Annotated in this window: 23 protein-coding genes and 1 other RNA gene; 17 read left to right on the top strand and 7 right to left on the bottom strand. The window is 38.2% G+C overall.

From position 1 onward, the window contains the following. Positions 1–94: 94 nt before the first annotated feature. Positions 95–457 carry a hypothetical protein gene (locus IGM09_RS04600; RefSeq protein ID WP_033624908.1) on the top strand — a complete coding sequence of 121 codons (363 nt, stop codon included), beginning with the start codon at positions 95–97 and terminating at the stop codon, positions 455–457. Positions 458–485: 28 nt separating this feature from the next. Continuing rightward, positions 486–1,358 (top strand): aldo/keto reductase, encoded by an 873-nt coding sequence (locus tag IGM09_RS04605; protein WP_002393437.1) that lies wholly within the window; start codon positions 486–488, stop codon positions 1,356–1,358. Positions 1,359–1,408: 50 nt separating this feature from the next. On the opposite strand, the gene IGM09_RS04610 is transcribed toward IGM09_RS04605, so the two are convergent. Together IGM09_RS04610 and gloA are read right to left on the bottom strand one after the other, a co-directional pair. Next, the gene (locus tag IGM09_RS04610; RefSeq protein ID WP_002358005.1) at positions 1,409–2,131 is read right to left on the bottom strand and encodes a gamma-glutamyl-gamma-aminobutyrate hydrolase family protein; all 723 of its coding nucleotides are present in this window, start codon (positions 2,129–2,131) and stop codon (positions 1,409–1,411) included. A gap of 142 nt (positions 2,132–2,273) precedes the next feature. Next, positions 2,274–2,648 carry a lactoylglutathione lyase gene (gloA, locus tag IGM09_RS04615; RefSeq protein WP_002358003.1) on the bottom strand — a complete coding sequence of 125 codons (375 nt, stop codon included), beginning with the start codon at positions 2,646–2,648 and terminating at the stop codon, positions 2,274–2,276. A 148-nt stretch (positions 2,649–2,796) separates the two neighbouring features. Between gloA and IGM09_RS04620 the strand changes: the two genes are divergently transcribed. Beyond that, positions 2,797–3,243 carry an NUDIX hydrolase gene (locus IGM09_RS04620; RefSeq protein WP_002363716.1) on the top strand — a complete coding sequence of 149 codons (447 nt, stop codon included), beginning with the start codon at positions 2,797–2,799 and terminating at the stop codon, positions 3,241–3,243. Between the two features lie 63 nt (positions 3,244–3,306). Here the strand turns inward: IGM09_RS04620 and yidA are convergent, their stop codons facing one another. Genes yidA through IGM09_RS04635 form a run of 3 tightly spaced genes read right to left on the bottom strand, consistent with a single transcriptional unit; the run spans position 3,307 to position 6,320 of the window. Further along, positions 3,307–4,119, bottom strand: a complete 813-nt coding sequence (gene yidA / locus IGM09_RS04625) for a sugar-phosphatase (RefSeq protein WP_002377829.1) — start codon at positions 4,117–4,119, stop codon at positions 3,307–3,309. Between the two features lie 18 nt (positions 4,120–4,137). Further along, entirely contained in the window at positions 4,138–5,508 is a 1,371-nt protein-coding gene (locus tag IGM09_RS04630) for a dNTPase (protein ID WP_002357999.1), read from the bottom strand. Continuing rightward, positions 5,505–6,320: a lipoate--protein ligase family protein gene (locus tag IGM09_RS04635; protein ID WP_002385999.1), complete on the bottom strand. Its 816-nt coding sequence runs from the start codon at positions 6,318–6,320 to the stop codon at positions 5,505–5,507. The genes IGM09_RS04630 and IGM09_RS04635 overlap by 4 nt, the downstream gene beginning before the upstream one ends. A gap of 331 nt (positions 6,321–6,651) precedes the next feature. Between IGM09_RS04635 and IGM09_RS04640 the strand changes: the two genes are divergently transcribed. From IGM09_RS04640 to IGM09_RS04650, 3 genes are all read left to right on the top strand, one after another. Next, positions 6,652–7,089: a DUF1934 domain-containing protein gene (locus tag IGM09_RS04640; protein ID WP_002382132.1), complete on the top strand. Its 438-nt coding sequence runs from the start codon at positions 6,652–6,654 to the stop codon at positions 7,087–7,089. 76 nt (positions 7,090–7,165) lie between these two features. Then, positions 7,166–7,783: a DNA-directed RNA polymerase subunit delta gene (gene rpoE, locus IGM09_RS04645; protein WP_002357996.1), complete on the top strand. Its 618-nt coding sequence runs from the start codon at positions 7,166–7,168 to the stop codon at positions 7,781–7,783. A gap of 307 nt (positions 7,784–8,090) precedes the next feature. Further along, entirely contained in the window at positions 8,091–9,701 is a 1,611-nt protein-coding gene (locus IGM09_RS04650) for a CTP synthase (protein ID WP_002357995.1), read from the top strand. An 83-nt stretch (positions 9,702–9,784) separates the two neighbouring features. On the opposite strand, the gene IGM09_RS04655 is transcribed toward IGM09_RS04650, so the two are convergent. Next, complete coding sequence (locus IGM09_RS04655) at positions 9,785–12,121, bottom strand: PBP1A family penicillin-binding protein (RefSeq protein WP_002360569.1); 2,337 nt, start codon at positions 12,119–12,121, stop codon at positions 9,785–9,787. A 41-nt stretch (positions 12,122–12,162) separates the two neighbouring features. Then, on the bottom strand, positions 12,163–12,780 hold the full coding sequence (gene recU / locus IGM09_RS04660; RefSeq protein ID WP_002388848.1) for a Holliday junction resolvase RecU: 618 nt from the start codon (positions 12,778–12,780) through the stop codon (positions 12,163–12,165). A 62-nt stretch (positions 12,781–12,842) separates the two neighbouring features. Here recU and IGM09_RS04665 point away from each other — a divergent pair, with 62 nt between their 5' ends. From IGM09_RS04665 to IGM09_RS04715, 11 genes are all read left to right on the top strand, one after another. After that, positions 12,843–13,385 carry a DUF1273 domain-containing protein gene (locus tag IGM09_RS04665; protein WP_002360568.1) on the top strand — a complete coding sequence of 181 codons (543 nt, stop codon included), beginning with the start codon at positions 12,843–12,845 and terminating at the stop codon, positions 13,383–13,385. A gap of 93 nt (positions 13,386–13,478) precedes the next feature. Further along, complete coding sequence (gene gpsB / locus IGM09_RS04670; protein WP_002382134.1) at positions 13,479–13,889, top strand: cell division regulator GpsB; 411 nt, start codon at positions 13,479–13,481, stop codon at positions 13,887–13,889. A gap of 107 nt (positions 13,890–13,996) precedes the next feature. Then, positions 13,997–14,365: RNase P RNA component class B (rnpB, locus tag IGM09_RS04675), an RNA gene on the top strand. A gap of 237 nt (positions 14,366–14,602) precedes the next feature. Next, positions 14,603–15,766, top strand: coding sequence for a THUMP domain-containing class I SAM-dependent RNA methyltransferase (locus IGM09_RS04680; RefSeq protein WP_002357989.1), 1,164 nt, complete (start codon positions 14,603–14,605; stop codon positions 15,764–15,766). 17 nt (positions 15,767–15,783) lie between these two features. Next, positions 15,784–17,280: a carboxypeptidase M32 gene (locus tag IGM09_RS04685; protein WP_033624909.1), complete on the top strand. Its 1,497-nt coding sequence runs from the start codon at positions 15,784–15,786 to the stop codon at positions 17,278–17,280. A gap of 32 nt (positions 17,281–17,312) precedes the next feature. Further along, entirely contained in the window at positions 17,313–18,029 is a 717-nt protein-coding gene (locus IGM09_RS04690) for a DnaD domain protein (protein ID WP_033624910.1), read from the top strand. A gap of 14 nt (positions 18,030–18,043) precedes the next feature. After that, positions 18,044–18,691 (top strand): endonuclease III, encoded by a 648-nt coding sequence (gene nth / locus IGM09_RS04695; protein WP_002357985.1) that lies wholly within the window; start codon positions 18,044–18,046, stop codon positions 18,689–18,691. 171 nt (positions 18,692–18,862) lie between these two features. Continuing rightward, the gene (locus tag IGM09_RS04700) at positions 18,863–19,627 is read left to right on the top strand and encodes a GntR family transcriptional regulator, LSA1692 subfamily (protein ID WP_002357984.1); all 765 of its coding nucleotides are present in this window, start codon (positions 18,863–18,865) and stop codon (positions 19,625–19,627) included. Further along, complete coding sequence (locus IGM09_RS04705) at positions 19,624–20,922, top strand: Sapep family Mn(2+)-dependent dipeptidase (protein WP_033624911.1); 1,299 nt, start codon at positions 19,624–19,626, stop codon at positions 20,920–20,922. The genes IGM09_RS04700 and IGM09_RS04705 overlap by 4 nt, the downstream gene beginning before the upstream one ends. A gap of 169 nt (positions 20,923–21,091) precedes the next feature. Beyond that, complete coding sequence (locus tag IGM09_RS04710) at positions 21,092–22,045, top strand: N(4)-(beta-N-acetylglucosaminyl)-L-asparaginase (RefSeq protein WP_002361636.1); 954 nt, start codon at positions 21,092–21,094, stop codon at positions 22,043–22,045. A gap of 19 nt (positions 22,046–22,064) precedes the next feature. After that, positions 22,065–22,394 (top strand): PTS sugar transporter subunit IIB, encoded by a 330-nt coding sequence (locus IGM09_RS04715; RefSeq protein ID WP_002357981.1) that lies wholly within the window; start codon positions 22,065–22,067, stop codon positions 22,392–22,394. Positions 22,395–22,396 lie beyond the last annotated feature (2 nt).

Consider the following 22,396-nt stretch of genomic DNA (forward strand, 5'->3'; position numbering starts at 1 on the left):
TTTTTTTTAAGACTTAACATGTTTTTTTAGGAATGTTATAATTTTGTAAATAAATAATATATTTTATAATTTTGTTAAAGGTTGTGAGTGCTGCGTGAAAGTTTCAATTGAATGGGCAAAAAATGATTTACTTTCTAAATTACCTGTAACAATTTTTATTGATGAACGATGTGCCACTCGCTTGACGGCTGACAAGCGACGAACATTCATCTTCCATAATCCAGTCGCTTTACGATTAGGAAGTCGTTTTTTTAGTAGTCAGATAATCGAAGTTGCGGAATCATGTACATTGAAAGTTTCCTTTAATTGGTCCTGTGTTTATCTCTTTTGTATCTGGTTACTTGCAGTTAAACTGTGGATTGGAAGCGTTAGCGGTCGAACAATTGTAGTTGTGGCACTAATCGGAGTGCTGACTTATTGGCGTCGTTATTTATTAAAAATAAAGAAAATGACCTGACAAGTCGTGATTGTTTCGTGAAAGAAGAATGCGTAGTATACTAAAAGTAATGAAAATGAAGGGACTGAAGAAACACATGACTTTGGATAAAACAAAAAAATTAGCAAATGGCAATGAAATGCCACGCCTAGGTTTAGGTGTTTGGCGTGTAGAAGATGGCTCAGAAGCAACAAATTCAGTAAAATGGGCTTTAGAAGCGGGTTATCGCTTGATTGATACGGCAGCCGTTTATAAAAACGAAGTAGGGGTGGGCGAAGGCATTCGTCAATCGGGTATTCCCCGCGAAGAAATTTTCGTGACGACGAAATTATGGAATGAAGATCAAGGCTATGAAAATGCGATTAAAGCATTTGATAAAAGCTTAGAAAAATTAGGGTTAGACTATGTTGATTTATATTTAATTCACTGGCCTGTTGCTGGTAAATATAAAGAATCATGGAAAGCATTAGAAGAAATTTACGCAAGTGGTCGTGCCAAAGCAATTGGCGTTTCCAATTTTCATCAACATCATTTGGAAGATTTATTAACAGAAGCAAATGTTGTGCCAATGGTGGATCAAATTGAATTACATCCTACGTTAACACAAGAACCGCTACGAAAATATCTAGCCGAAAATAAGATTGCCGTGGAGGCTTGGTCTCCTCTAGGACAAGGTAATTTATTATCTGAACCAGTACTAGTGAAAATTGGTGAAAAATATGGTAAATCAGCGGCCCAAGTGATTATTCGTTGGCACTTACAAAATGATATTATCGTGATTCCCAAATCTGTTCACGAAAAAAGAATTCAGGAAAATTTTGCTGTCTTTGATTTTGAATTAACGCCAGAAGAAATAACCGCAATTAATCAGTTAAATAAGGATCATCGTTTTGGTGCAGATCCAGATAATTTTGATTTTTAAGTATGATAGCAAGTAAAAACGGAGGGGCGAAAGACGTCCCTCCGTTTTTGCTATAATTTTTGAACAAAGTAGTTAAAGAGTGCTTGGGATTTGGCATCACGTGCGTACATTAGTTCAGGATGCCATTGAACAGCTAATAAAGGCTGCTGTTCATTTGTTGATTCCACTGCTTCTGCAAGGCCATCAGAGGACCAAGCAGTAACGCGTAAATCTTTTCCTAAAGTATGTAGTGCTTGGTGATGGTACGAGTTGACTTGACCAGTTGTACCATATATGTTTGATAATTGACTGTCTGGTTCAACATCAATACGATGCGTCGCAAAGATTGGTTGAGTGGGTTGTTGTCCGTGCTTAACTGACCATTGAGGATACATCGATAAATCTTGATATAATGTGCCACCTAAAGCAACATTGACTAATTGCATTCCACGACAAACCGCAAAAATAGGTTTGTTTTGTTTTAAGGCTTCTTCAATTAGGGCTAACTCAAACTCGTCACGATCACGATTCGTTTCTTCTAATTTTATATGGGGTTCTTGTCCGTAAAATTCAGGGGCAACATCTTGACCGCCTGCTAAAAGTAGTTTATCAATTTGTTGTATATACGTAGCGGCTAATTCTTTGGGGCCAATTGGCAAAACGAGAGGAACGCCACCTGCGGCTTGAACAGCGCTAACAAAACCTTGTGGGGTGTAAGTCACTTGGTTACCGTGAAACACTTCAGCTGCCTGCAAAAGTTGATTGCCAGCGATTCCAATAATTTTTTTTGTCATAATAACATCACATCCTCAATAAATTCATACGTTCTATTGTAGCACTTTTTTTGAAAAAAGTGTTTGAGAAGAAGTCGAGACAAGTTTTGTCTCGGACAGCTCTCAAACACAAAAAACTCAGTAAGTGAACAAGTGAAACTTTTTAACGTTCACGAATGACTTCGATTTTATAACCATCTGGGTCGACAACAAAGTAATAAGATGGTGCAGTTCCAGGTAAGCCTTTTAAGTCAGTAACAGTTAAGCCAGCTGCTTGATGTTTTTCGTGTAATCCTTCTAAATCATCTGTACTGATGGCGATATGACCATAACCGTTGCCTAAATCGTATGCTTCATGATCATAATTATAAGTTAGTTCTAGTTCGTAGTCGTCTCCTGGTAAAGTTAAATAAACCAAAGTAAATTTATTTTCTGGAAAATCACGACGGCGACTTTCTTCAAAATTGAAGGCTTTTTGATAGAAATCTAATGATGCCTCTAAATCTTTTACACGCACACATGTATGAGCCATTTTCATAGTTAAAAACTCCCTTTCAAACTTAATTATATTTCCAACGTTAATAGTAGCATAGATAAACGTGAAATGTAGAGAAAAACGCTTGGTTTCTGACTTGTTCTAAAGGAATTTCTCAGGTAAAATAGATGAAAAGAGAAGAGGTGCGCCAATGAAAACGCCAACGTTTGGAAAAAGAGAAGAGACATTGACCTATCAAACAAGATATGCTGCATACATTATTGTTTCAAAGCCAGAAAATAACACAATGGTTCTGGTACAAGCGCCAAATGGAGCTTATTTTTTACCAGGAGGCGAAATTGAAGGCACCGAAACGAAAGAAGAAGCAATCCATCGAGAAGTGCTAGAAGAATTAGGAATTAGTGTAGAAATTGGCCGTTATTTAGGGGAAGCTGATGAATATTTTTATTCGAACCATCGCCAAACTGCCTATTATAATCCTGGCTATTTTTATGTAGCGAATACTTGGCGGCAACTTAGCGAACCCTTAGAAAGGACCAATACTTTACACTGGGTTGCACCAGAAGAAGCAGTCCGTTTATTAAAAAGAGGAAGCCACCGTTGGGCCGTTGAAAAATGGCTAGCGGCAGCATCATAAAATAACGAATAACCCTCAATCTATGTTGATTAGATTGAGGGTTATTGTTATTGAAAAGAATGTTTAAATTAAAACCATTTTTTCAATAATTTGAGCGACACCATCTTCGTCATTACTAGTGGTATGCACATCGGCAATTGTTTTAACATTTTCTGTCGCATTGCCCATCGCAACACCAATCCCAGCGTAATCAATCATAGATAAGTCATTTTCATTGTCACCAATGGCCATCACTTCGTCTTTATTTAAGCCTAAATGGTCTGCCAATTTTGCTAGAGCATTGCCTTTGCTAGCATTTTTATTCATGATTTCATAGTAAAAAGGCGTACTTTTAACAGTCGTATATTTTTCGGTAAAATGTAATGGTAATTTTGCAATGGCAGGATCTAAAACTTCCGGCTCATCAATCATCATCATTTTAATAATGTTCATCTCTGGTGTCATTTCATCCACCGTACGATATTTCAAAGGCATGTTCACTAAAGATGCTTCGTGAATCGTATATTTACCAATATTGCGATTGGCAGTGTAAATAGCGGAATCATCAATTGTATGCAAGTGAGCGCCGACTTTACGAGAATACATTTCAATTTCTAAAAAATCCTCATAACTTAAGGTATAGCGTGAAATAATCGTATTATCTTTGGTTGCTTGGACAAGCGAACCGTTGTAGGTAATCACGAAATCATTTTCACCATATAAGGCTAATTCATCCAATTGTTCTTTCACGCCTGGCAAAGGACGGCCTGTACATAAAACAATACGAACGCCTTGCTCATTTGCTTTTTGGAGCGCTTCTTTGACCCGTGGGGTAATCTTGTGTTGTGAATTTAGCAATGTTCCGTCGATATCAATAGCAACTAACTTAATTGACATAGAATCCTCCTAGAAAACCTATTTTTTTAAAACTAACGCACCATTATGAATGTAACTTGAAAACTCACGATACGTCTCATCAAATAAATCGTAATGTTTTTTATTTCCTTGGTCAAGCATTTCTTTAGGGAAATAGAAACGTTCATCTCCTTGACTCTGACCAGCAAGTGCTGCAACTAGGGGACTGACCGTTGCCAATTCCACTAATGAGCCATCTTTTTGCATTAATTCAATTTGTGTACGATGACGGTCTTTATTTGGACGATAAAAATCGTAAGGTAAATCATAGCTTGAATTAATGGCAGTATAATATTTAGGGTTGAAACCAACTTTTTCAATCAATTCCCTTAAATAAGCAATCGTTGCTGCGCTCTCTTTTTCGTTCGTAAAGGTGGCTGACTTCAGAGGCTTACGCATAAGGAAACGTTTGGCTAAATCACCTAGAATTGAATCAGGCACATCCATCCATTGTGTAAAGTACGTAGAGAGGACGCCATCATCCAATTTTAAATATTCTTGTAAGGTGAAGTCCCCTTTAAAGAATGGTACAAGCAGAGAGGCTTGTAAATCATAGTCAAATTCAGGGTTTTCAAATAATTCTTTCGCCCGATGCAATAAATGATCAAGAATCACTTCCATCCCACGAGAAACAGGGTGGAAATAGACTTGGACATACATTTGGTAACGACTAACGATATAGTCTTCCACCGCATGCATCCCATTCATAGCAAAGGCAATGCCTCCTTTGTAGGGTCGAATCACACGTAAAATTCTAGTTAAATCGAAAGTTCCGTATTCCGTCCCTGTAAAGTATGCATCACGTAACAGATAGTCCATGCGATCGGCATCAATTTGACTAGAAATCATTTGCACCACTTGAGGATTTGGGTATTGTTTAGTAATAACGCTGGCGACTTTTTCAGGAAAATCTGCCGAAACACGGTTTAAAATTTGATAGACTTCCGTTTCTGGTGAGGTGATGATTTGGACCGTGATTGCTTCATGGTTTGTATCAAAAATATGCTCGAATGTATGTGAATAAGGACCATGACCGACATCATGTAATAAAGCTGCGCAAAGTGTAATCAGGCGCTCGTCGTCATTCCAGCCGTTTTCACCTAATCGTTCCACAGAGTAGTTACGTTGGAAAATCTCACAAATCCGACGTGTAATTTCGTAAACACCCAAAGAATGGGAAAAACGACTATGTTCGGCACCGTGAAACGTAAAAGAAGAAGTACCTAGTTGCTTAATGCGACGTAATCGTTGCACTTCAGCAGAATTAATAAGGTCTAAAATCACTTGATGTTGGACATGAATATAATTATGGACGGGATCACGAAAAACTTTTTCGATTGGTAATCGTTGCTCTTTATACGGAATCGTCATACGATCTCTCCTTTAATTAAGGCGTTTCGTTGCGCCATTTTTTCCAGCTGGACAGTTAAATTTGTTTGGAACCATTCTGAGGTTATAATTGGTTCGGTTAAGTTTGGATCAATAGATTTTTCAAATTGTTGAGGTAATGCTTCGATTAAACGGGTTTTTACGGCGTCTATTGTTAATGGAGTCTCAATCAGGGTTTCTAAATTTGCCATCACTGCTGGATCAACGGGTGGATAGCCATTTTCACCAAATTGTTCTTGTAAGCCAGCAAGGTAAAAGTCTCGAACCACTTCTCCACGAGCAAGTTGATTGCCGTTAACGCTGATGTAAATCATGACAGCAATACCGTCTTTGACGCGTCGTTGGGCAATCCCAGCAAACTTTTGACCGCCAATACTTAAATCATAAGTACCGGGACAATAGGATGTAGTAATTTCAAAGGCGTCAATCTCTTTCTCCGGAAAACTCTGACGGAGCCAAGCCCACATTAATTCATAAGCCGCATCGATACTTAATTTGTGTTCAGAATTATTTGGTAAAATAAGTGAAACATTTAAAATACCCGAATCGGCAATCACCCCTAAACCGCCGGCATTGCGAACGACTACAGAATAATCGTTTTCTTGCAGAGAAGTGATGCCTTCTTTTAGATGAGGTACACGGGTATCTTTCATGCCAAGAATCATTGCTTGATCCAATTGCCAGAAATGAATGATTGGTTGGTGCTGCATTCCTGAAAAAGTGGTTAAAACATCGGTCAAGGCAAAAGGTAAAAAATAGTCACTGTTTGTTAAACAACCTGAATCAAGGAGCATAAATGATTCAGTGTGAAGGGGAAAAGTTGTGCTCATAAAAAACGTCCTGTCTATTTATAATTACGTCATTTAATACGTTTATTTTCTTACTCTCTCTTATATTATATACAAAAAACGCAAAAAAGCATGTTATATAAACGAATTCTGAAGGAATTCTCTAAAATAGTAAACGGTTTTCTTATTAAATAGATGAAACAAATGCTTGCAACCCGTGAAAAGAGCTTATACAATAAGAAAAGGTACATAAACAAGGAAAAATTGACTTTAGTTGACAAATATATTGAAAAAGTCAACAATAAGAAAGTTATATTTTGGAAAAGGAGTGACCATTATGGATTTATCAACAGGCGTTCCTGTATCGATTCAACTAAAAACGATTGTCCAACAAGGCAACGAACAAAAAGATTTTTTCTTTGACCTAGAAGGTCAATTAGTAAAAATGGGTGATACATTATACATTCGTTACAAAGAAGAATTATTAGAGGATACAGAACCAACCCCCGTAACCATTAAAATTGAACCAGACGGGCATGTTCAGCTGATTCGTGCCGGCGAATTACGGATGCGTTTAAGATTTGGCTATCAGGAAAAATTAGATACAAGTTATCGAACCCCTTATGGCTTGCTACAGATTAGTACGTTTACACATAATTTGCGTGTTAGTTTAAAAGATCAACCAATGTCTGGTAAGATTTTAGTTGATTATGATTTATACTCTCAAACAGAGCGAATCGGAGAATATCATTTAGAATTAGAATTTACTGCATAAATATTGCAGAATAGAATTGATTTTTTTTCAATGTTTTTGTATGATAAGGAGTAGACTGTGAAAGGACGTGTACCTCTTGGAAATTAATGTATTTGAAGGGTTAAACAAAAAAGAATTATCCATGATTGAAGTAGCACACGCTATTTTAGAACAACATGCAGATGTAATGGATTTTTCTGATTTAGTTAACCAAATCCAAAATTATCTTGGCAAGTCTGATAGTGAAATTCGTGACCAATTAGCACAATTTTATACAGATTTAAACATCGACGGTAGCTTTATCTCATTGGGAGACAATCGTTGGGGCTTACGTTCATGGTATCCAATCGATTCAATCGATGAAGAAGTTACACATGGCTTGGAAGAAGACGAAGAAGATGCACCACGTCGTAGAAAACGTAAAAAAGTAAATGCCTTCATCACTAATCCAAACGATGAAGATGTAATTGACTATAACGATGACGATCCAGAAGATGCTGAATTAACAAATGATGATGAAGAAGACATCTTGTACGATGATGAAGAAGATGAAGATGAAGAAATCAAAGCATACAACTCTGACTTACAAGAGATTGGTGCAGATTCAGACGATGATGAAGAAGACATTCCGCAAATCGAAGAAGATTTAACAATCATTGATGACGATGATGTTGAAGATGAAGACGATTTTGATGACGAATATTCTGAAGAGTAAGAAACCAAAAAGCTTGATTCCTAAGAAGGAGTCAAGCTTTTTAGTTGAATGCCCGAGAAAAATGAGAAAATAGAAAAAATTATTTTCTTGAATAGAAGTACTTGACCTGATGTCCGTTTGCTTGTATTATACTACTTGGGCACCTTTAAGAAGGTCAGAAGTTTGAACGAACTTACAAGCTCCCTATTCGTAATGGATAGGGAGCTTTTCTATTTTTGTTTCTTTTTTATTTGGAGAAACGTAAGAGTCTCAAAGTTGTTTTACTTCTCTCTACAAAATATTATCAAAGAAAGGGTTTTTAACTATTATGACAAAATACATCTTTGTTACAGGTGGCGTGGTTTCTTCTATCGGAAAAGGGATTGTCGCAGCATCTTTAGGACGATTATTAAAAAATCGTGGATTAAAAGTAACGATTCAAAAATTCGATCCATATATTAATGTGGATCCGGGGACAATGAGTCCTTACCAACATGGAGAGGTTTTTGTCACAGATGATGGTGCCGAAACAGATTTGGACTTAGGTCACTATGAACGTTTTATTGATATTAACTTAAATAAATACTCAAACGTAACCACTGGGAAAATTTATTCAGAAGTCTTACGTAAAGAACGTAAAGGGGAATACTTAGGTGCAACAGTGCAAGTTATTCCACACATTACCAATGAAATCAAAGAAAAAATTATGCGTGCAGCGAAAATGACGGATGCCGATGTGATTATCACAGAAGTAGGTGGTACTGTCGGCGACATCGAATCATTACCTTTCCTAGAAGCATTGCGTCAAATGAAAGCTGATATGGGTAGTGACAATGTAATGTACATCCATACAACCTTGATTCCTTACTTAAAAGCGGCTGGCGAAATGAAAACTAAACCAACACAACATAGTGTCAAAGAATTAAGAAGTTTAGGGATTCAACCAAATATTTTAGTGGTCCGTACGGAATTACCTGTTTCTCAAAACACTAAAAACAAATTAGCACAATTCTGTGATGTTAATCCGGAAGCGGTAATTGAATCTCGTGATGTTGAAACGTTATACTCCATTCCATTAGCACTTCAAGCACAAAACATGGATCAAATTGTTTGTGATCATTTAAAATTGGATGCACCGGCTGCAGACATGACTGAGTGGCGTGCATTAGAAGAAAAAGTTCTTAACTTGAAAAAGAAAACAAAAATTGCGCTGGTTGGTAAATATGTTGAATTACCAGATGCCTATATTTCTGTTGTAGAAGCATTAAAACATGCTGGGTTTGATTTTGATTCAGATATCGAAATTGATTGGGTTGATTCACAAGAATTAACTGCTGAAAATGTCGCTGAAAGAATTGGTTCAGCAGATGGTATTTTGGTTCCTGGTGGTTTTGGTGATCGTGGAATTGAAGGAAAAATTGAAGCGATTCGTTTTGCTCGCGAAAATGACGTACCATTCCTTGGCATTTGCTTAGGTATGCAAATGGCCTGTGTAGAATTTGGTCGTAACGTTGTGGGCTTAGAAGATGCTGGTTCTGCAGAAACTAATCCTGACGTGACAAATAACATTATTGATTTAATGGCAGATCAAGAAAACATCGAGAATTTAGGTGGCACACTACGTTTAGGTTTATATCCATGTAAATTGAAAAAAGGAACGAAAACTGCGGCAGCATACGGAAATGAAGATGTTGTCCAAGAACGTCACCGTCATCGTTATGAATTTAACAACAAATACCGTCAATTATTTGAAGAAAATGGCTTAGTTTTCTCTGGAGTTTCACCAGATAATCGTTTAGTTGAGATTGTTGAAATTCCTGAAAAACAATTCTTTGTGGCTTGTCAATTCCACCCAGAATTAATTTCTCGTCCAAATCGCCCACAACGCTTAATCAAAGGATTTGTTGGTGCAGCTTTGGCAAATAAAGAAAGTAAATAAGCAAAAATGGACGAAGTGATTCAGTTCACTTCGTCCATTTTTAATCTAAAAAAGTACGGGGCTCATCATGAGCCCCGTACTTTTTATGCTGCTTTATTTTCATCTGGTTTAGAACTACTTTCAGGTGGTTGCGGTGGTTCTTGTGAACTAGAACTTGAAGGTTCAGGTGGTTGTTCTGATGTTGCCGGTTGCTCTGCTGAGGAAGAGCTCGCCGGTTGTTCGGTTGATGGTGGCGCTTCAGAGGAAGAAGGCGCACTTTCTGAACTAGAACTTGATGAACTTTCCGCTTCTTTTGTAGAAGAGGATTCCACCGTACTGCTAGATTCTGGCTGTGGTGCTGAAGAGGTAGTACTTGGTAAAACTTGTACATTTGGTACCTCATAGGCATCTTTCACGTATAATTCATTACCTACCCGCACAACACTGTCTGGCTGCACCCAGTCATCGTTTGAAACATTTTGAGACAAGTAACTCATTATTTCACGATAAACATCCGAGGCAATTCCATAGTATTCTTGATAGATTGGTGTATTTCGATCATTGTATCCAGTCCAAACGGAAACGGCATAGTGTGTTGTATAACCAACAAAGGTACTATCCGGGGCAATTCCTTTTTCTGTTGTCCCCATTCGTGCTAAATCTTCATCAGTATAGTTAGAAGTCCCTGTTTTGGCCGCTTGGATTAAGCCTGGAATGGCGCCGTTAAATCCTGTTCCGCCATTTAAAACATCTTTTAACATATCCGTCATCATATAGGCGGTAGAGTCTTTCATCGCACGTTTACCATCAGGCTGATAATCAACGCTAGTTCCATCATTGAAAACGACTTTGTTTACGTAATACGGTTTGTTGTATATCCCGTTATTGGCGAAAGCCGCATAAGCTGCTGCTAACTTCAATGAGGAAATTCCATATTTATCGCCATCTACATCGCTTGTGTTACTTGAAATGGCATTCGAGGCTTCTAAGTTTTTATAGTCAATTCCTAGCCCTTTAATGAAAGGCATGATGTTTTCTTTACCAACTTCATCAAACGTCTGGACCGCGGTCGTGTTACGAGAACCCATAATCGCACGGCGCATAGTAATGACGCCTTGGTATGTTAAATCAGAGTTGAAGACATCAATGTCGGTACCAGGATATTTCGTTGGTTTATCCACCATGAGGCGACCTGTCGAATAATTTAAATTCTCAATTGCGGGACCATAATCCATGATTGGTTTCACAGTTGAACCAACATCACGTTGGGTGTTAACAGCTAAATTGTTTCCTAATTGCACATCATCAGGAATGTGACGACCACCAATTTGTGCTCGGACCTGTCCAGAGGCAACATCAATAACGGTTGAAGCCACTTGCATTTTATCATCTGGAAACGCAACGTATTGATCACTGTTGACAATATCGTAAAGTTGTTTTTGGGCATTCATATCTAAGTTTGTGTAGATATCTAGTCCGTCTGTGTAAACATTTTTACCAGTTTTTGCTTTCACTTCATTGATTACTTCTTTGACGTAATTATCTACGACTTTTCGATTGTCATCACTGGCTTTTAATGGCACTAAGCCTTCATCGATTGGGGTAGCTTTAGCTTTTTCGTACTCTGCTTTCGAGATTTTTTTATTGTCGTACATTGTGTAAAGTACAACATCCCGACGTTCTTTAGCAGTATCTGGTTTTGTATAGGGATCGTATGAGTTTGGCGCTTGTGGCATTCCTGCCAGTAGGGCCGTTTGTGGTAAATCAAGTTCAGATAAATGTTTACCATAATAATTTTCAGCCGCTGTTTCCATTCCATAAAAACCATTCGCCATGTAGACTTTGTTAATGTAGTAAGTTAAAATTTCTTCTTTTGATTTTTCACGTTCTAAACGAACAGCCATCCATGCTTCTTGTGCTTTCCGTTTCAAGGTTTGGTCAGATTCTTTTGTAGAGAAGTAGGACAATTTAATTAATTGTTGGGTTAAGGTACTTCCGCCTTGTAATCCACCATTTTTGACATTTGAAAGGGCAGAACCGATAATCCGAATCGGATCCACACCAATGTGTTTATAGAAACGACGGTCTTCGACAGAAACAATGGCATCTTTTAATAATTGAGGCACATCATTTGGTTGAATTAATTCACGCTTTTCTGCGCCTAAATCCTCAAAAATTTCATTATTAATATCGTAAAGCTTCGATGAAACTGTCGCATTCAGTTTGTCATCTTCTAATTTTGGGGCTTGTCGTGCATAGAACCAAAAAAGACCAACGCCTGCTAAAAAAGCGACCATCCCAGCGATAAGTAAGCCAAGAAAGATTTTTAAAACAAGCCGTTTTTTCTTTTTCGGCGGTTGTGTCTTTTTCTTGTAACTTGACTTCGATGAGGTGTTGGATGCATGTCTAGCAGCTCGCGAGCCTGAATTTGCGGTTGGCATAAATAGCAACTCCTTTGTTATACTTTCAAAACTTTATGAATCTAGTGTGTCTGAATATATTGTTCCACTGCGTCGAGATAAGGGATTCGCGGTGCGATTCCAAAAGATAATTCAATTCCTTCTTTCTCGATGAGTGCAAGCGGCATAGATTTTTTTCCAGTAACTGCTTGGTTTTTCCAATGCGTTATTAGATTTTCACCACTAAAAAAGAAGCAGCGTTTTAAGCTTGAAAACCATAATAGCACAAAACAAATCCCTTGTTGTGCTATACATTGTTCCATATGATCAATTTGATGTTGATGAAAATTTTTAAAGGGAAAGGACGTGGTATTTTTCGTTTCTTTCGCTTCAAAATCTATGTAACGGCCTTGATATACACCGTTATAATCAGTCGTTGAAGCTTGTCTAAAGTAGGCCTCCTTAATAACAGCCGCACTTCGTTTGGGATAATCTACTTTAACAATTTGAACAGGAGTGGGTTTCTTATGAACGACTGCTTGCTTATTCAATAGATAATATTGATTGCTTTGATTGATCGCTTCTTCGAAATCCATCCCACGATTACCAAATTCAACGGGGCGTTTCTTTTTTACTTGTTTTTTTGGTGATTGTGCTTCATGATGATTATAAGGTATTCCGTTAGGATAATGGAACGTCACGTTTATCACACTCCTAGCCTGTATTATACCAAAAAAAAGACCTGAAAGAAAAGGGATGACTTATGGAAATGATAAAAACCCTCTATGTCACCGGTTATCGCAGCTTTGAATTGGGGATATTTCAAGGAAAAGACCCGAAAATCACAGTTATTAAAAATGTCTTAAAAAAAGAGTTAGCCAGTTATATTGAAGCGGGAGTAGAATGGATTTTGATTTCTGGCAATTTAGGTGTTGAACTTTGGACAGCTGAAGTAGTTGGGGAATTAAAAACGGAATATCCAGAAGTCCAGCTAGGTTTGCTTTATCCATTTAAAGACTTTGGCAATAATTGGAATGAACAAAATCGAGAACTGTTAACGAAAGCGGAAAGTTTGGCTGATTATATCAACTCAGTAAGTCACCAGCCCTATCAATCGCCAGCACAATTAAAAATGCATACAAAATTTCTTTTGGAACATTCTGGGGGCAGCTTACTTATTTATGACAAAGAGTACCCTGGCAAAACGGAGTATTTTTTAAAGGACGCACAACATTTTTCGGAACGAGAACCCTATGATATTCGCTTAATTACAATGGATGATTTACAAAACTCGGTGATTGATTAGAGAATCTGTTTGATTTTCTAGCTATTTTTCGTTACAATAGTATTTGTGGAACTATGAAATTTTCTATCGTAAATAAACAAATGAGGTGTAAACATGGCAAATTTAGTATATAGTCCTAAAGACATTTTACAAAAAGAATTTAAAACGAAAATGATGAACGGGTATGACCCAATTGAAGTAGACGAATTTTTAGACAATGTCATTAAAGACTACGAAGCTTATAATAAAGAATTATTAAGCTTGCAAGAAGAAAACAGCCGCTTAATGGCAAAATTAGACCAATTATCAAAAGCCCAACCAACGCCTCGTGTTGCTCAAGAAGTACCAAAAAGTGCAGCAGTGACCAACTTTGATATTTTAAAACGTTTATCAAACTTAGAGCGTGAAGTTTTTGGTAAAAAGTTAGATGAAACACCTTCAACACCTGTAACGCCTTCTGCACCGTCAATGACTACAGAACCAGCGAATCATGATGTTGATAATGCACAAACACGTCAATTTTAACAAGACAATTTAAGTCAAGTTTTCACGAGGAACAGAAAGCATTTGTTAGAATAGCGGGCACTTGTTGTAGTGTGTAAATTTTTGCTGTTCGTCTAAACAGATTTGTAATTTTCGGGTGATCGCGGTTTGCTTTTGCAAGCTGAGGAAAGTCCATGCTCGCACAAGCTGAGATGCTTGTAGTGTTCGTGCTTAGCGAAATCATAAGCTAAGGTACTCTTTTAGAGTAACGGCAGGAAAAATGACTAAGGTTTCGACTATGTCAAAGTATCCTTGAAAGTGCCACAGTGACGAAGCGATGTGGGAAACTCCATCGGTGGAACGCGGTAAACCCCTCGAGCGAGCAACCCAAACAATGGTAGGGGCGCTCTTCTAAAGGAAATGAACGAGTAGAAGAGGCAGAGTTTACTCTGCAGATAGATGATGACCGTCACCAATTTTTCCTGAAGAATTGGTGATACAGAACATGGCTTATAGAAAATTACAAGTAATTCAGGAAGACCTTCCAACGTAGTTGTGAAGGCTTTTTTTACGAAAAGAATAAAAAAATGTTAAAATAAAGAAACTGAGATAAAAGTAGTAAGCTGTCTGTTCTAAAGAGGCCGGGACAGGACCGTTTAGTTCAGAGAAAGCGGACAATTACAAAAAACAAGCGGAGCAGTAGTCGGCAGGACTGTTAGCTTCAGACAATAAAAAAGAGTCAAGAAGGAGTTTTTATGACGAAAGAAAAAACATTCAAACTTGTTGCAACAGCTGCTAGTGGCTTAGAAGCATTAGTTGGAAAAGAATTGCGTGATTTAGGGATTCCCTGTGAAGTAGAAAATGGCCGGGCCGTCTTTGAAGGCACTGTTGAAACAATTGCTACTGCCAATTTATGGCTACGGACAGCAGATCGGATTAAAATCGTCGTTGGCGAATTTAACGCCTATAGTTTTGATGAATTATTTGAAAAAGTTAAAGCACTTCCTTGGGAAGATTATTTGCCTTTAGATGCAGAATTTCCAGTTGCAGGTAAATCAATTAAGTCAAAATTGTATAGTGTTCCTGATTGCCAAGCCATCACCAAAAAAGCCATTGTTAACCGTTTAAGAGAAGTTTACCATCGTCCAGCGACGGTGCCTTTAACCGAAACAGGAGCTTTGTTTAAATTAGAAGTGGCTCTTCTAAAAGATAAAGTGACGTTGACGTTGGACACGACTGGACCAAGTTTATTTAAACGAGGCTATCGCATTGAAAAGGGGGGCGCACCTCTTAAGGAAAACATGGCAGCTGCTTTAGTGATGTTGACCAATTGGCGCAAAGATCGTCCTTTTTATGATCCAGTTTGTGGTTCTGGAACGATTTGTATTGAAGCAGCATTAATTGGCCATAACATTGCCCCTGGCTTTAATCGTAGTTTTACTTGTGAAACATGGGATTGGGTTGATCCAGCAATTTTTGAAAAAGTACGTAACGAAGCCGAGGCAAAGGCAGACTACGATGTTGAATTAGATATCTGTGGTTCAGATGTTGATGGGCGAATGATTGAAGTCGCACGAGCGAATGCTGAGGAAGTTGGTTTAGGTGATTCAATTACCTTTAAACAATTGGCATTAAAAGATTTTACAACCGAGAAGGAATATGGTGTAATGGTAGCTAACCCGCCTTATGGTGAGCGATTAGGAGAAGAGGAAAGTGTTCGTCGTTTGTATAAAGAAATGGGCCATGTTTTCCGTCCGTTAACTACTTGGAGCAAGTATATACTGACGAGTGATCTTGCTTTTGAAGAATATTATGGTGCCAAAGCTACTAAAAAACGGAAGCTTTACAACGGAGCCTTACGAACAGATTTATTCCAATACTGGGGAACACGTCCACCAAGAAAACCACGGGAAGACTAAGAAAGCTGGTGTAAAAAATGAAGGAAGCTGTATTTTTACAAGAAGTGAAAGAAATTCAATTACTAAAAAATGCCTTGACATTATTAGACTGGGATTCATCAACTGGGATGCCAGAAAAAAGTAGTCCTTTTCGAGGAGAAGTAGAAGGGTATTTAACCGGATTGTATTTTGAACGAAGTATTGGCCCAGTTATTCAAGAAGCATTGGCCTATTTTGAGACACGCCCTGAAGAATTATCTGAATTAGGGAAACTGGTTTTTGAAAAAGTAAAAGAAGAATATGCTTTGAATAAAAATGTTCCAGCTGAACGTATGCAAGAATATGTTAAAGTATTAAACCAAGCACATACAGGTTGGCTAAAAGCACGCGCTGCACAAGATTTCGGCTTGTTAGAAGAAACCTTAACGAAGGTCGTTGCGTTCCAAAAAGAGTTCATTCCTTATTGGCAAAAAGAAGAAAAAACTCCGTATGATGTGTTATTAAATCAATTTGAACCAGGGATGACGGTTGAGAAGCTAGACCAAGTATTCGACCAAGTAAAACAAGGGATTCAAGAGATTCGGACCGTTTTAGCAGAAAAAGGTACGCCGCCTAGAACTGACTTTTTATCTAGAAAAATGACCAAAGAACAACAACGCCGTTTTGTGATTGGTGTGGTTGAACAATTAGGCTATGATTTTTCAAAAGGCCGATTAGATGATACAGTTCATCCATTTATGACAGCTCTAAATCGAAATGATGCGCGGATTACTACGCGCTGGGAAGAAAATAATTTCTCAATGGCAACATTTGGTGTGATTCATGAAGCGGGTCATGGGATGTATGAACAAAATTTTGATCCTAAATTTGACTTTACGCCACTAAGCGAAGGTGCCTCTATGGGGATTCACGAATCACAATCGCTCTTTAATGAAATTATCATTGGTAGCAACCGGGCTTTTTGGCAAAAACAATACCCGTTTTTCCAAGAATGCGCAGAAGGTACTTTTGATGATATTGCTTTTGAAGATTTCTATGCTTCTTTAAAAGAAACGAAAGCAAGTTTGATTCGGATTGATTCCGATAGTCTCACCTATCCTTTGCATATCATTATTCGTTATGAAATTGAGAAAATGTTGTTTAATGGTTCTTTGGAAGTCGCTGATTTGCCAAAAGTGTGGAACGAAAAATACCAAGAGTACTTAGGCGTATCACCTGAAAATGACTTAGAAGGTGTCCTTCAAGATGTTCATTGGTCTGGAGGTAGCTTTGGTTATTTCCCATCTTATGCCTTGGGTTATATGTACGCCGCACAACTATTTCACGCAATGAAACAAGAATTATCTGTTGATGAAATTTTAGCTTCGGAGGATTATTCTGATATCCGTAAATGGTTAACACAACATATTCATCAGTACGGCGCTTCACGTAAACCAAATCAATTAATTTATGATGCAACGGGAGAAGAATTGAATCCTAGTTATTTAATTGATTATATGAAAGCTATTTATTTTGATGTTTATCAAGTGCAATAAGTGAAACAAGCAAGGGGAAGTGGACAACAACAATGTTATCAATTCGTGAATATTTAGAAGCTGGTGAAACAACAATCTCAAACTTACTATTTGATCATTACCAAAAAATTGGTTTGAAAGATGATGAATTTCTCTTTTTACTGCAACTTTTTCGTTCGCAAAATGCAGGCGATTTATTTCCAGACTTAATGGCGATTGCAGAGACGATGGGCAAAACGCCAGATACGATTTATAAGTTGTTAAATCAATTGGTTTCTCGCGGATTTATTCGAATTGAAACACAACAAAACCAAAAAGGTCAAATGATGGATACGTATGATTTACTGCCTGTTTTTCAAAAGCTTCAATTATTTTTACAAACGAGCAAAGAAAAACAAGTTGTCGCAAACCACGAAGATGAAATTAAACAGCTTTACCAAGGCTTTGAAAAAGAATTCGGACGTCCACTTTCACCCATTGAATTAGAAATGATTGGTCAGTGGTTGAACACGGACCATTATTCCCCTGAATTAATCCGGTTAGCGTTGCGAGAAGCTGTTTTAAATCAGGCGTATAGTTTGAAATATATTGATCGTATTTTACTTGCGTGGGAGCGTAAAAATATTACCACCAAAGAACAAGTGGCTGCTGATCAGAAAAAACGAAAAGATTCTATGATTCAAAATGAGATTGAACAACAAGGTCAGACACAAGAAGCGTTACCAAAGGTTACATTACACAATTGGTTAAATCCAGAAGACAGTGAATAAAAAGGAGGTGGGCCATGCTATCAAAAGAGAAAACGATGGAAGCTATTGAAATTATGTATGAGATGTTTCCAAATGCAGAATGTGAATTAAAACATAAGAATCCTTTTGAATTATTAATTGCTGTGATTTTAAGTGCGCAAGCAACCGATGTATCGGTAAATAAAGCGACTCCTGGTTTATTCGCAGCTTTTCCAACACCAGAAGCTTTAGCAGCTGCGCCGGTGGAGGAGATTATTGCTAAAATAAAAACCATTGGCTTATATCGCAATAAAGCAAAAAATATTAAAGCGTGCGCACAACAACTTTTAGAACGTTTCAATGGAGAAGTTCCGCAAACCAGAGATGAACTGGTCAGTTTACCTGGCGTGGGGAGAAAAACAGCCAATGTAGTAATGGGAGATGCTTTCGGCGAACCGGCTTTTGCAGTAGATACACATGTGGAACGAGTGTCCAAGCGCCTTAGAATTTGTAAGCTAAATGCGAATGTTACTGAAGTTGAGCAAACCTTAATGCGTAAAGTTCCGAAAGAACTCTGGGTGAAAACGCACCATACCATGATTTTCTTTGGGCGTTATCACTGCCTAGCAAGAGCGCCTAAATGTGAAGCCTGTCCGCTACTCTATATGTGTCAAGAAGGCAAAGAACGGATGAAAGGGAAATAACATATTTTTCCTAAGGAAGCGAGCCACAAGTCCAACCGACTTGTGGCTCGCTTTCTTTTTTGATTTTTAAGAAACGCAACAAATGATTGCGGTTTCTTAAAAATTGATTTAGTATAGACAGTGTGGTATATACTAGGAAATTTATTTTTTTGAAGAAAGATAGGCGATGAAATGACAGAAAATGCACCCAAATTTAAGCAAATTTCTGCAGAAATTGAAAAGAAAATTCGAGACGGTCTGTATGTAAGTGCACAAAAATTACCTTCAGAATATGATTTAGCTAAAGAATATAACTGCAGTCGCTTGACCATCCGTAAAGCGATTGATGATTTGATCCGCAAAAATATTTTGGTAAAACGACATGGTAAAGGTAGTTATGTGATGTCGCAAGCGAAAATTCAAAGTGGTCGTGCTGGCTTACAAGGTTTTACTGAGGCAGCCAAAGCTTACGGGAAAAAAAGCCAGACAGAAGTCATTTCCTTTGAAGAAGTAGTACATCCCGCTGAGAAAATTCGGGAGGCGCTCCAAGTGGGCAAAAATGAGGCAATTTATGAACTGATTCGCCGCCGAATGTTAGACGGCGAACCAATGACAGTTGAAAAAATTTATTTGCCACAGGCATACGTACAAGGCCATACGAAGCAAGACTTCGAGGGCTCTCTTTTCTGCTTAATCGAGAAGAACGTCGAGATTGCTTATTCGCATCAAGAAATTGAAGCAATCTTAGTTGAAGCGGAAATTTCCGAATTATTGAATGTTCCTGTGGGCCAGCCACTTTTACAAGTCCACTCTATCACCTATGCGCTTGATGCAACCCCCATTTTATATGATGTCTCTTTATATCGAGCAGATCGGTACACATTTAAAAACACACTGACCCGCTATAGCCCGTCTGAAAACAACCAAGTGGAGCTAGGAGGTTCTTGGAACGAATGAAGATCAAAGAAGAAATAGCCGCTCAAAAAGATTTATTTTATGAAGACTTAAACAAAATTATGGAGATTCGAAGTGTGAAAGGGTCGCCTAAAAAAGAGGCCCCTTTTGGCGAAGGACCGAAAAGAGCCTTGGAAGAAACGCTGAAACTTGCAGAGCGTTATGGCTTTCAAACTGAGATTGTCAATGACGTAGTTGGCTATGCGCAATGGGGAACAGCGGAAGAATATCTGGGGATTATTGGTCATTTAGACGTAGTACCAGAAGGTTCTGGCTGGTCAGTGCCGCCCTTTCAATTAACGAAAAAAAATCAACGTTTGTATGGTAGAGGAATTCTAGATAATAAAGGTCCTATATTGGCTTGCCTGTATGGAATGAAATTACTGAAAGAACTTGGTTACCAACCAAAGAAAACCATTCGCTTAATGTTTGGCACGGATGAAGAAAGTGGGAGTGGAGATATCCCCTTATATTTAGAGAAGGAAAACGCACCCGTTTTTGGATTTACTCCAGATTGTAAATATCCAGTAGTTTATGGGGAGCGAGGGATTGTTAATTATGAAATCACAACGACCATCCCAGATGATTCAAGTGAACAAATTGGTCAGATTATAGGTGATCAAGCAAAAGACCACGTACCTGATCAATTAAGTGTGGTGATTGCGGGAAAAACAACGGCAATCACGGGAAAACGTGCTCCTTCCAATGCGCCAGAACTAGGCAAGAACGCGATTACTTTATTGGCACAGAAAATTAGCGAGGAACAGTTAGTCAAAGGAAATTTATTACAGTATTTCGACTGGTTAACCGCTAGTTTTCACGAAAAGCACTATGGCGAAGGAGTAGCTCTAGACTTTAAGGATCAGGATAGTGGGCAATTGATTTTAACGCCCTATGCGTTGGAAAAACGAGGACAGCAATTGGTGTTATCATTGGCCGTGCGTTATCCTGTTTCTATTACAGAAAATGAAGTAACCACGCAGCTAACAAAGGCACTATTTCCAGAAAGTGAAGTGACTGTCATCCGCCGTCTCCCTAGTACGTTGTTTCCAAAAGATGAGCGCAATGTTCAAAAATTAACCAAGGTTTATGAACAAATTACTGGCTTAGATGGGACGCCAGTTACAACTACAGGTGCTACGTATGCTCGCTTTATGCCGAATATCGTTGCTTTTGGGCCGTCATTTCCTGGTCAAAAAGGCATTGCGCATAACCAAGATGAATATATGGATGAAAAAGATTTACTGCTTAATCTGGAAATCTATATGCAAGCGATGATTGCATTAACAGAAGCGTAAAACCAATAGAAGATACACGTATGAGAAGAAGCCAATGTGTTTCGTAGAGGTCGCATACGTGTATCTTTTATTTTTCTGTATAAAATTTCATTTTCAGTATATACAAAACAGTATATACTAGTTTATAATGGTGGAGAAATGTAAGCGTTAACGAAAGGGCGGATGGAAAATGACTTGGGGTGCAATTGCGACATGGCGGATGGCACATGATGGGTTACTAAAAGCTACAGAAGAATTACAACAAGGAGGTGCTGCAGGCACAGCTGTGGAACAATTAATTAAAGAAGTAGAAGACTATCCTTTTTATAAGTCAGTGGGCTACGGCGGTTTACCTAATGAGGAAGGGATTTTAGAAATGGATGCTGCCTATATGGATGGAGATACATTTGCAATTGGTGCTGTGGCAGGAATTACAGATGTTAAAAATCCGATTTCAGTGGCTAAAGCATTAAGTAAAGAGAAGTTTAATAGTTTTCGTGTTGGCGCAGGTGCAACGAAATATTCAATGTTGCACGGTTTTGAAAGAAAGAATATGTTGACAGAACGCGCTAATCAATGGTGGCAAAAGCGTTTAAAAGAAATTCAGGAAAATCAGTTGAACCCCTATGATGGGCATGATACTGTCGGCGCTATTACGTTAGACCAAACAGGATCAATGGCAGCTGGCACTTCCAGTTCGGGACTCTTCATGAAAAAAGCAGGACGTGTTGGTGATTCACCACTGTCAGGTTCTGGTTTTTATGTTGATAGTGAAATTGGTGGTGCTGCGGCTACAGGATTAGGTGAAGATTTAATGAAAGGCTGTCTTTCTTATGAAATCGTTCGTTTAATGGGGGAAGGGCGCTCGCCACAACAAGCATGTGATCAAGCCGTCTATGCTTTTCACGAAAAATTGACTCAACGTTATGGGAAAGCAGGAGCTTTTTCATTAGTGGCCATGAACAAACAGGGAGACTGGGGCGTAGCTACGAATGTGGAATTTACTTTTACGGTTGGTACTGATATGCAGCAACCAGAAATCTATATTGCAAATCCAGGCAAGAATCATACCACAGAGATTCAGCCGATTTCACAAGAATGGTTAGCGGCCTATGAAAAAAGAATCAAAGCACCAATTGAATAAATGAGGAGAGTGAAGGAACATGAGTAAAAAACAAATTTATCTTTTTTGTGATGCAGGGATGTCTACAAGTATTATGGTGAATAAAATGATGGAAGTGGTGGAAAAACATCAAATGCCTTTAATGATTACTGCTTTTCCTATTGCAAGAGCACAAGAAGTGGTTGAAGCAGAGAAGCCTGTTGCTATTTTATTAGGACCACAAGTCCGTTTTTTATTAGAAAAAACAAAAGAACAATTTGCTCCTCAAGGGATTCCTGTCGCTGCAATTGCGCCAGAAATTTATGGCATGATGGATGGCGAAAAAGCATTGAAAGAAGCGCTGCGGTTAATTAAGCAAAATAAAAAATAATA

Source organism: Enterococcus sp. DIV0167 (genome assembly GCF_050541555.1).
GTDB classification, from domain to species: Bacteria; Bacillota; Bacilli; order Lactobacillales; family Enterococcaceae; genus Enterococcus; species Enterococcus faecalis.

Coding starts and splice junctions, on each gene's coding strand:
- IGM09_RS04605 (WP_002393437.1), top strand. CDS start 486: ATGCGTAGTATACTAAAAGTAATGAAAATGAAGGGACTGAAGAAACAC.
- gloA (WP_002358003.1), bottom strand. CDS start 2,648: ATGAAAATGGCTCATACATGTGTGCGTGTAAAAGATTTAGAGGCATCA.
- IGM09_RS04705 (WP_033624911.1), top strand. CDS start 19,624: ATGAAGATCAAAGAAGAAATAGCCGCTCAAAAAGATTTATTTTATGAA.
- IGM09_RS04710 (WP_002361636.1), top strand. CDS start 21,092: ATGACTTGGGGTGCAATTGCGACATGGCGGATGGCACATGATGGGTTA.
- IGM09_RS04655 (WP_002360569.1), bottom strand. CDS start 12,121: ATGCCAACCGCAAATTCAGGCTCGCGAGCTGCTAGACATGCATCCAAC.
- IGM09_RS04650 (WP_002357995.1), top strand. CDS start 8,091: ATGACAAAATACATCTTTGTTACAGGTGGCGTGGTTTCTTCTATCGGA.
- IGM09_RS04665 (WP_002360568.1), top strand. CDS start 12,843: ATGGAAATGATAAAAACCCTCTATGTCACCGGTTATCGCAGCTTTGAA.
- IGM09_RS04685 (WP_033624909.1), top strand. CDS start 15,784: ATGAAGGAAGCTGTATTTTTACAAGAAGTGAAAGAAATTCAATTACTA.
- IGM09_RS04635 (WP_002385999.1), bottom strand. CDS start 6,320: ATGCTCCTTGATTCAGGTTGTTTAACAAACAGTGACTATTTTTTACCT.
- yidA (WP_002377829.1), bottom strand. CDS start 4,119: ATGTCAATTAAGTTAGTTGCTATTGATATCGACGGAACATTGCTAAAT.
- gpsB (WP_002382134.1), top strand. CDS start 13,479: ATGGCAAATTTAGTATATAGTCCTAAAGACATTTTACAAAAAGAATTT.
- IGM09_RS04700 (WP_002357984.1), top strand. CDS start 18,863: ATGACAGAAAATGCACCCAAATTTAAGCAAATTTCTGCAGAAATTGAA.
- IGM09_RS04680 (WP_002357989.1), top strand. CDS start 14,603: ATGACGAAAGAAAAAACATTCAAACTTGTTGCAACAGCTGCTAGTGGC.
- IGM09_RS04610 (WP_002358005.1), bottom strand. CDS start 2,131: ATGACAAAAAAAATTATTGGAATCGCTGGCAATCAACTTTTGCAGGCA.
- IGM09_RS04630 (WP_002357999.1), bottom strand. CDS start 5,508: ATGACGATTCCGTATAAAGAGCAACGATTACCAATCGAAAAAGTTTTT.
- IGM09_RS04690 (WP_033624910.1), top strand. CDS start 17,313: ATGTTATCAATTCGTGAATATTTAGAAGCTGGTGAAACAACAATCTCA.
- nth (WP_002357985.1), top strand. CDS start 18,044: ATGCTATCAAAAGAGAAAACGATGGAAGCTATTGAAATTATGTATGAG.
- IGM09_RS04620 (WP_002363716.1), top strand. CDS start 2,797: ATGAAAACGCCAACGTTTGGAAAAAGAGAAGAGACATTGACCTATCAA.
- IGM09_RS04640 (WP_002382132.1), top strand. CDS start 6,652: ATGGATTTATCAACAGGCGTTCCTGTATCGATTCAACTAAAAACGATT.
- IGM09_RS04715 (WP_002357981.1), top strand. CDS start 22,065: ATGAGTAAAAAACAAATTTATCTTTTTTGTGATGCAGGGATGTCTACA.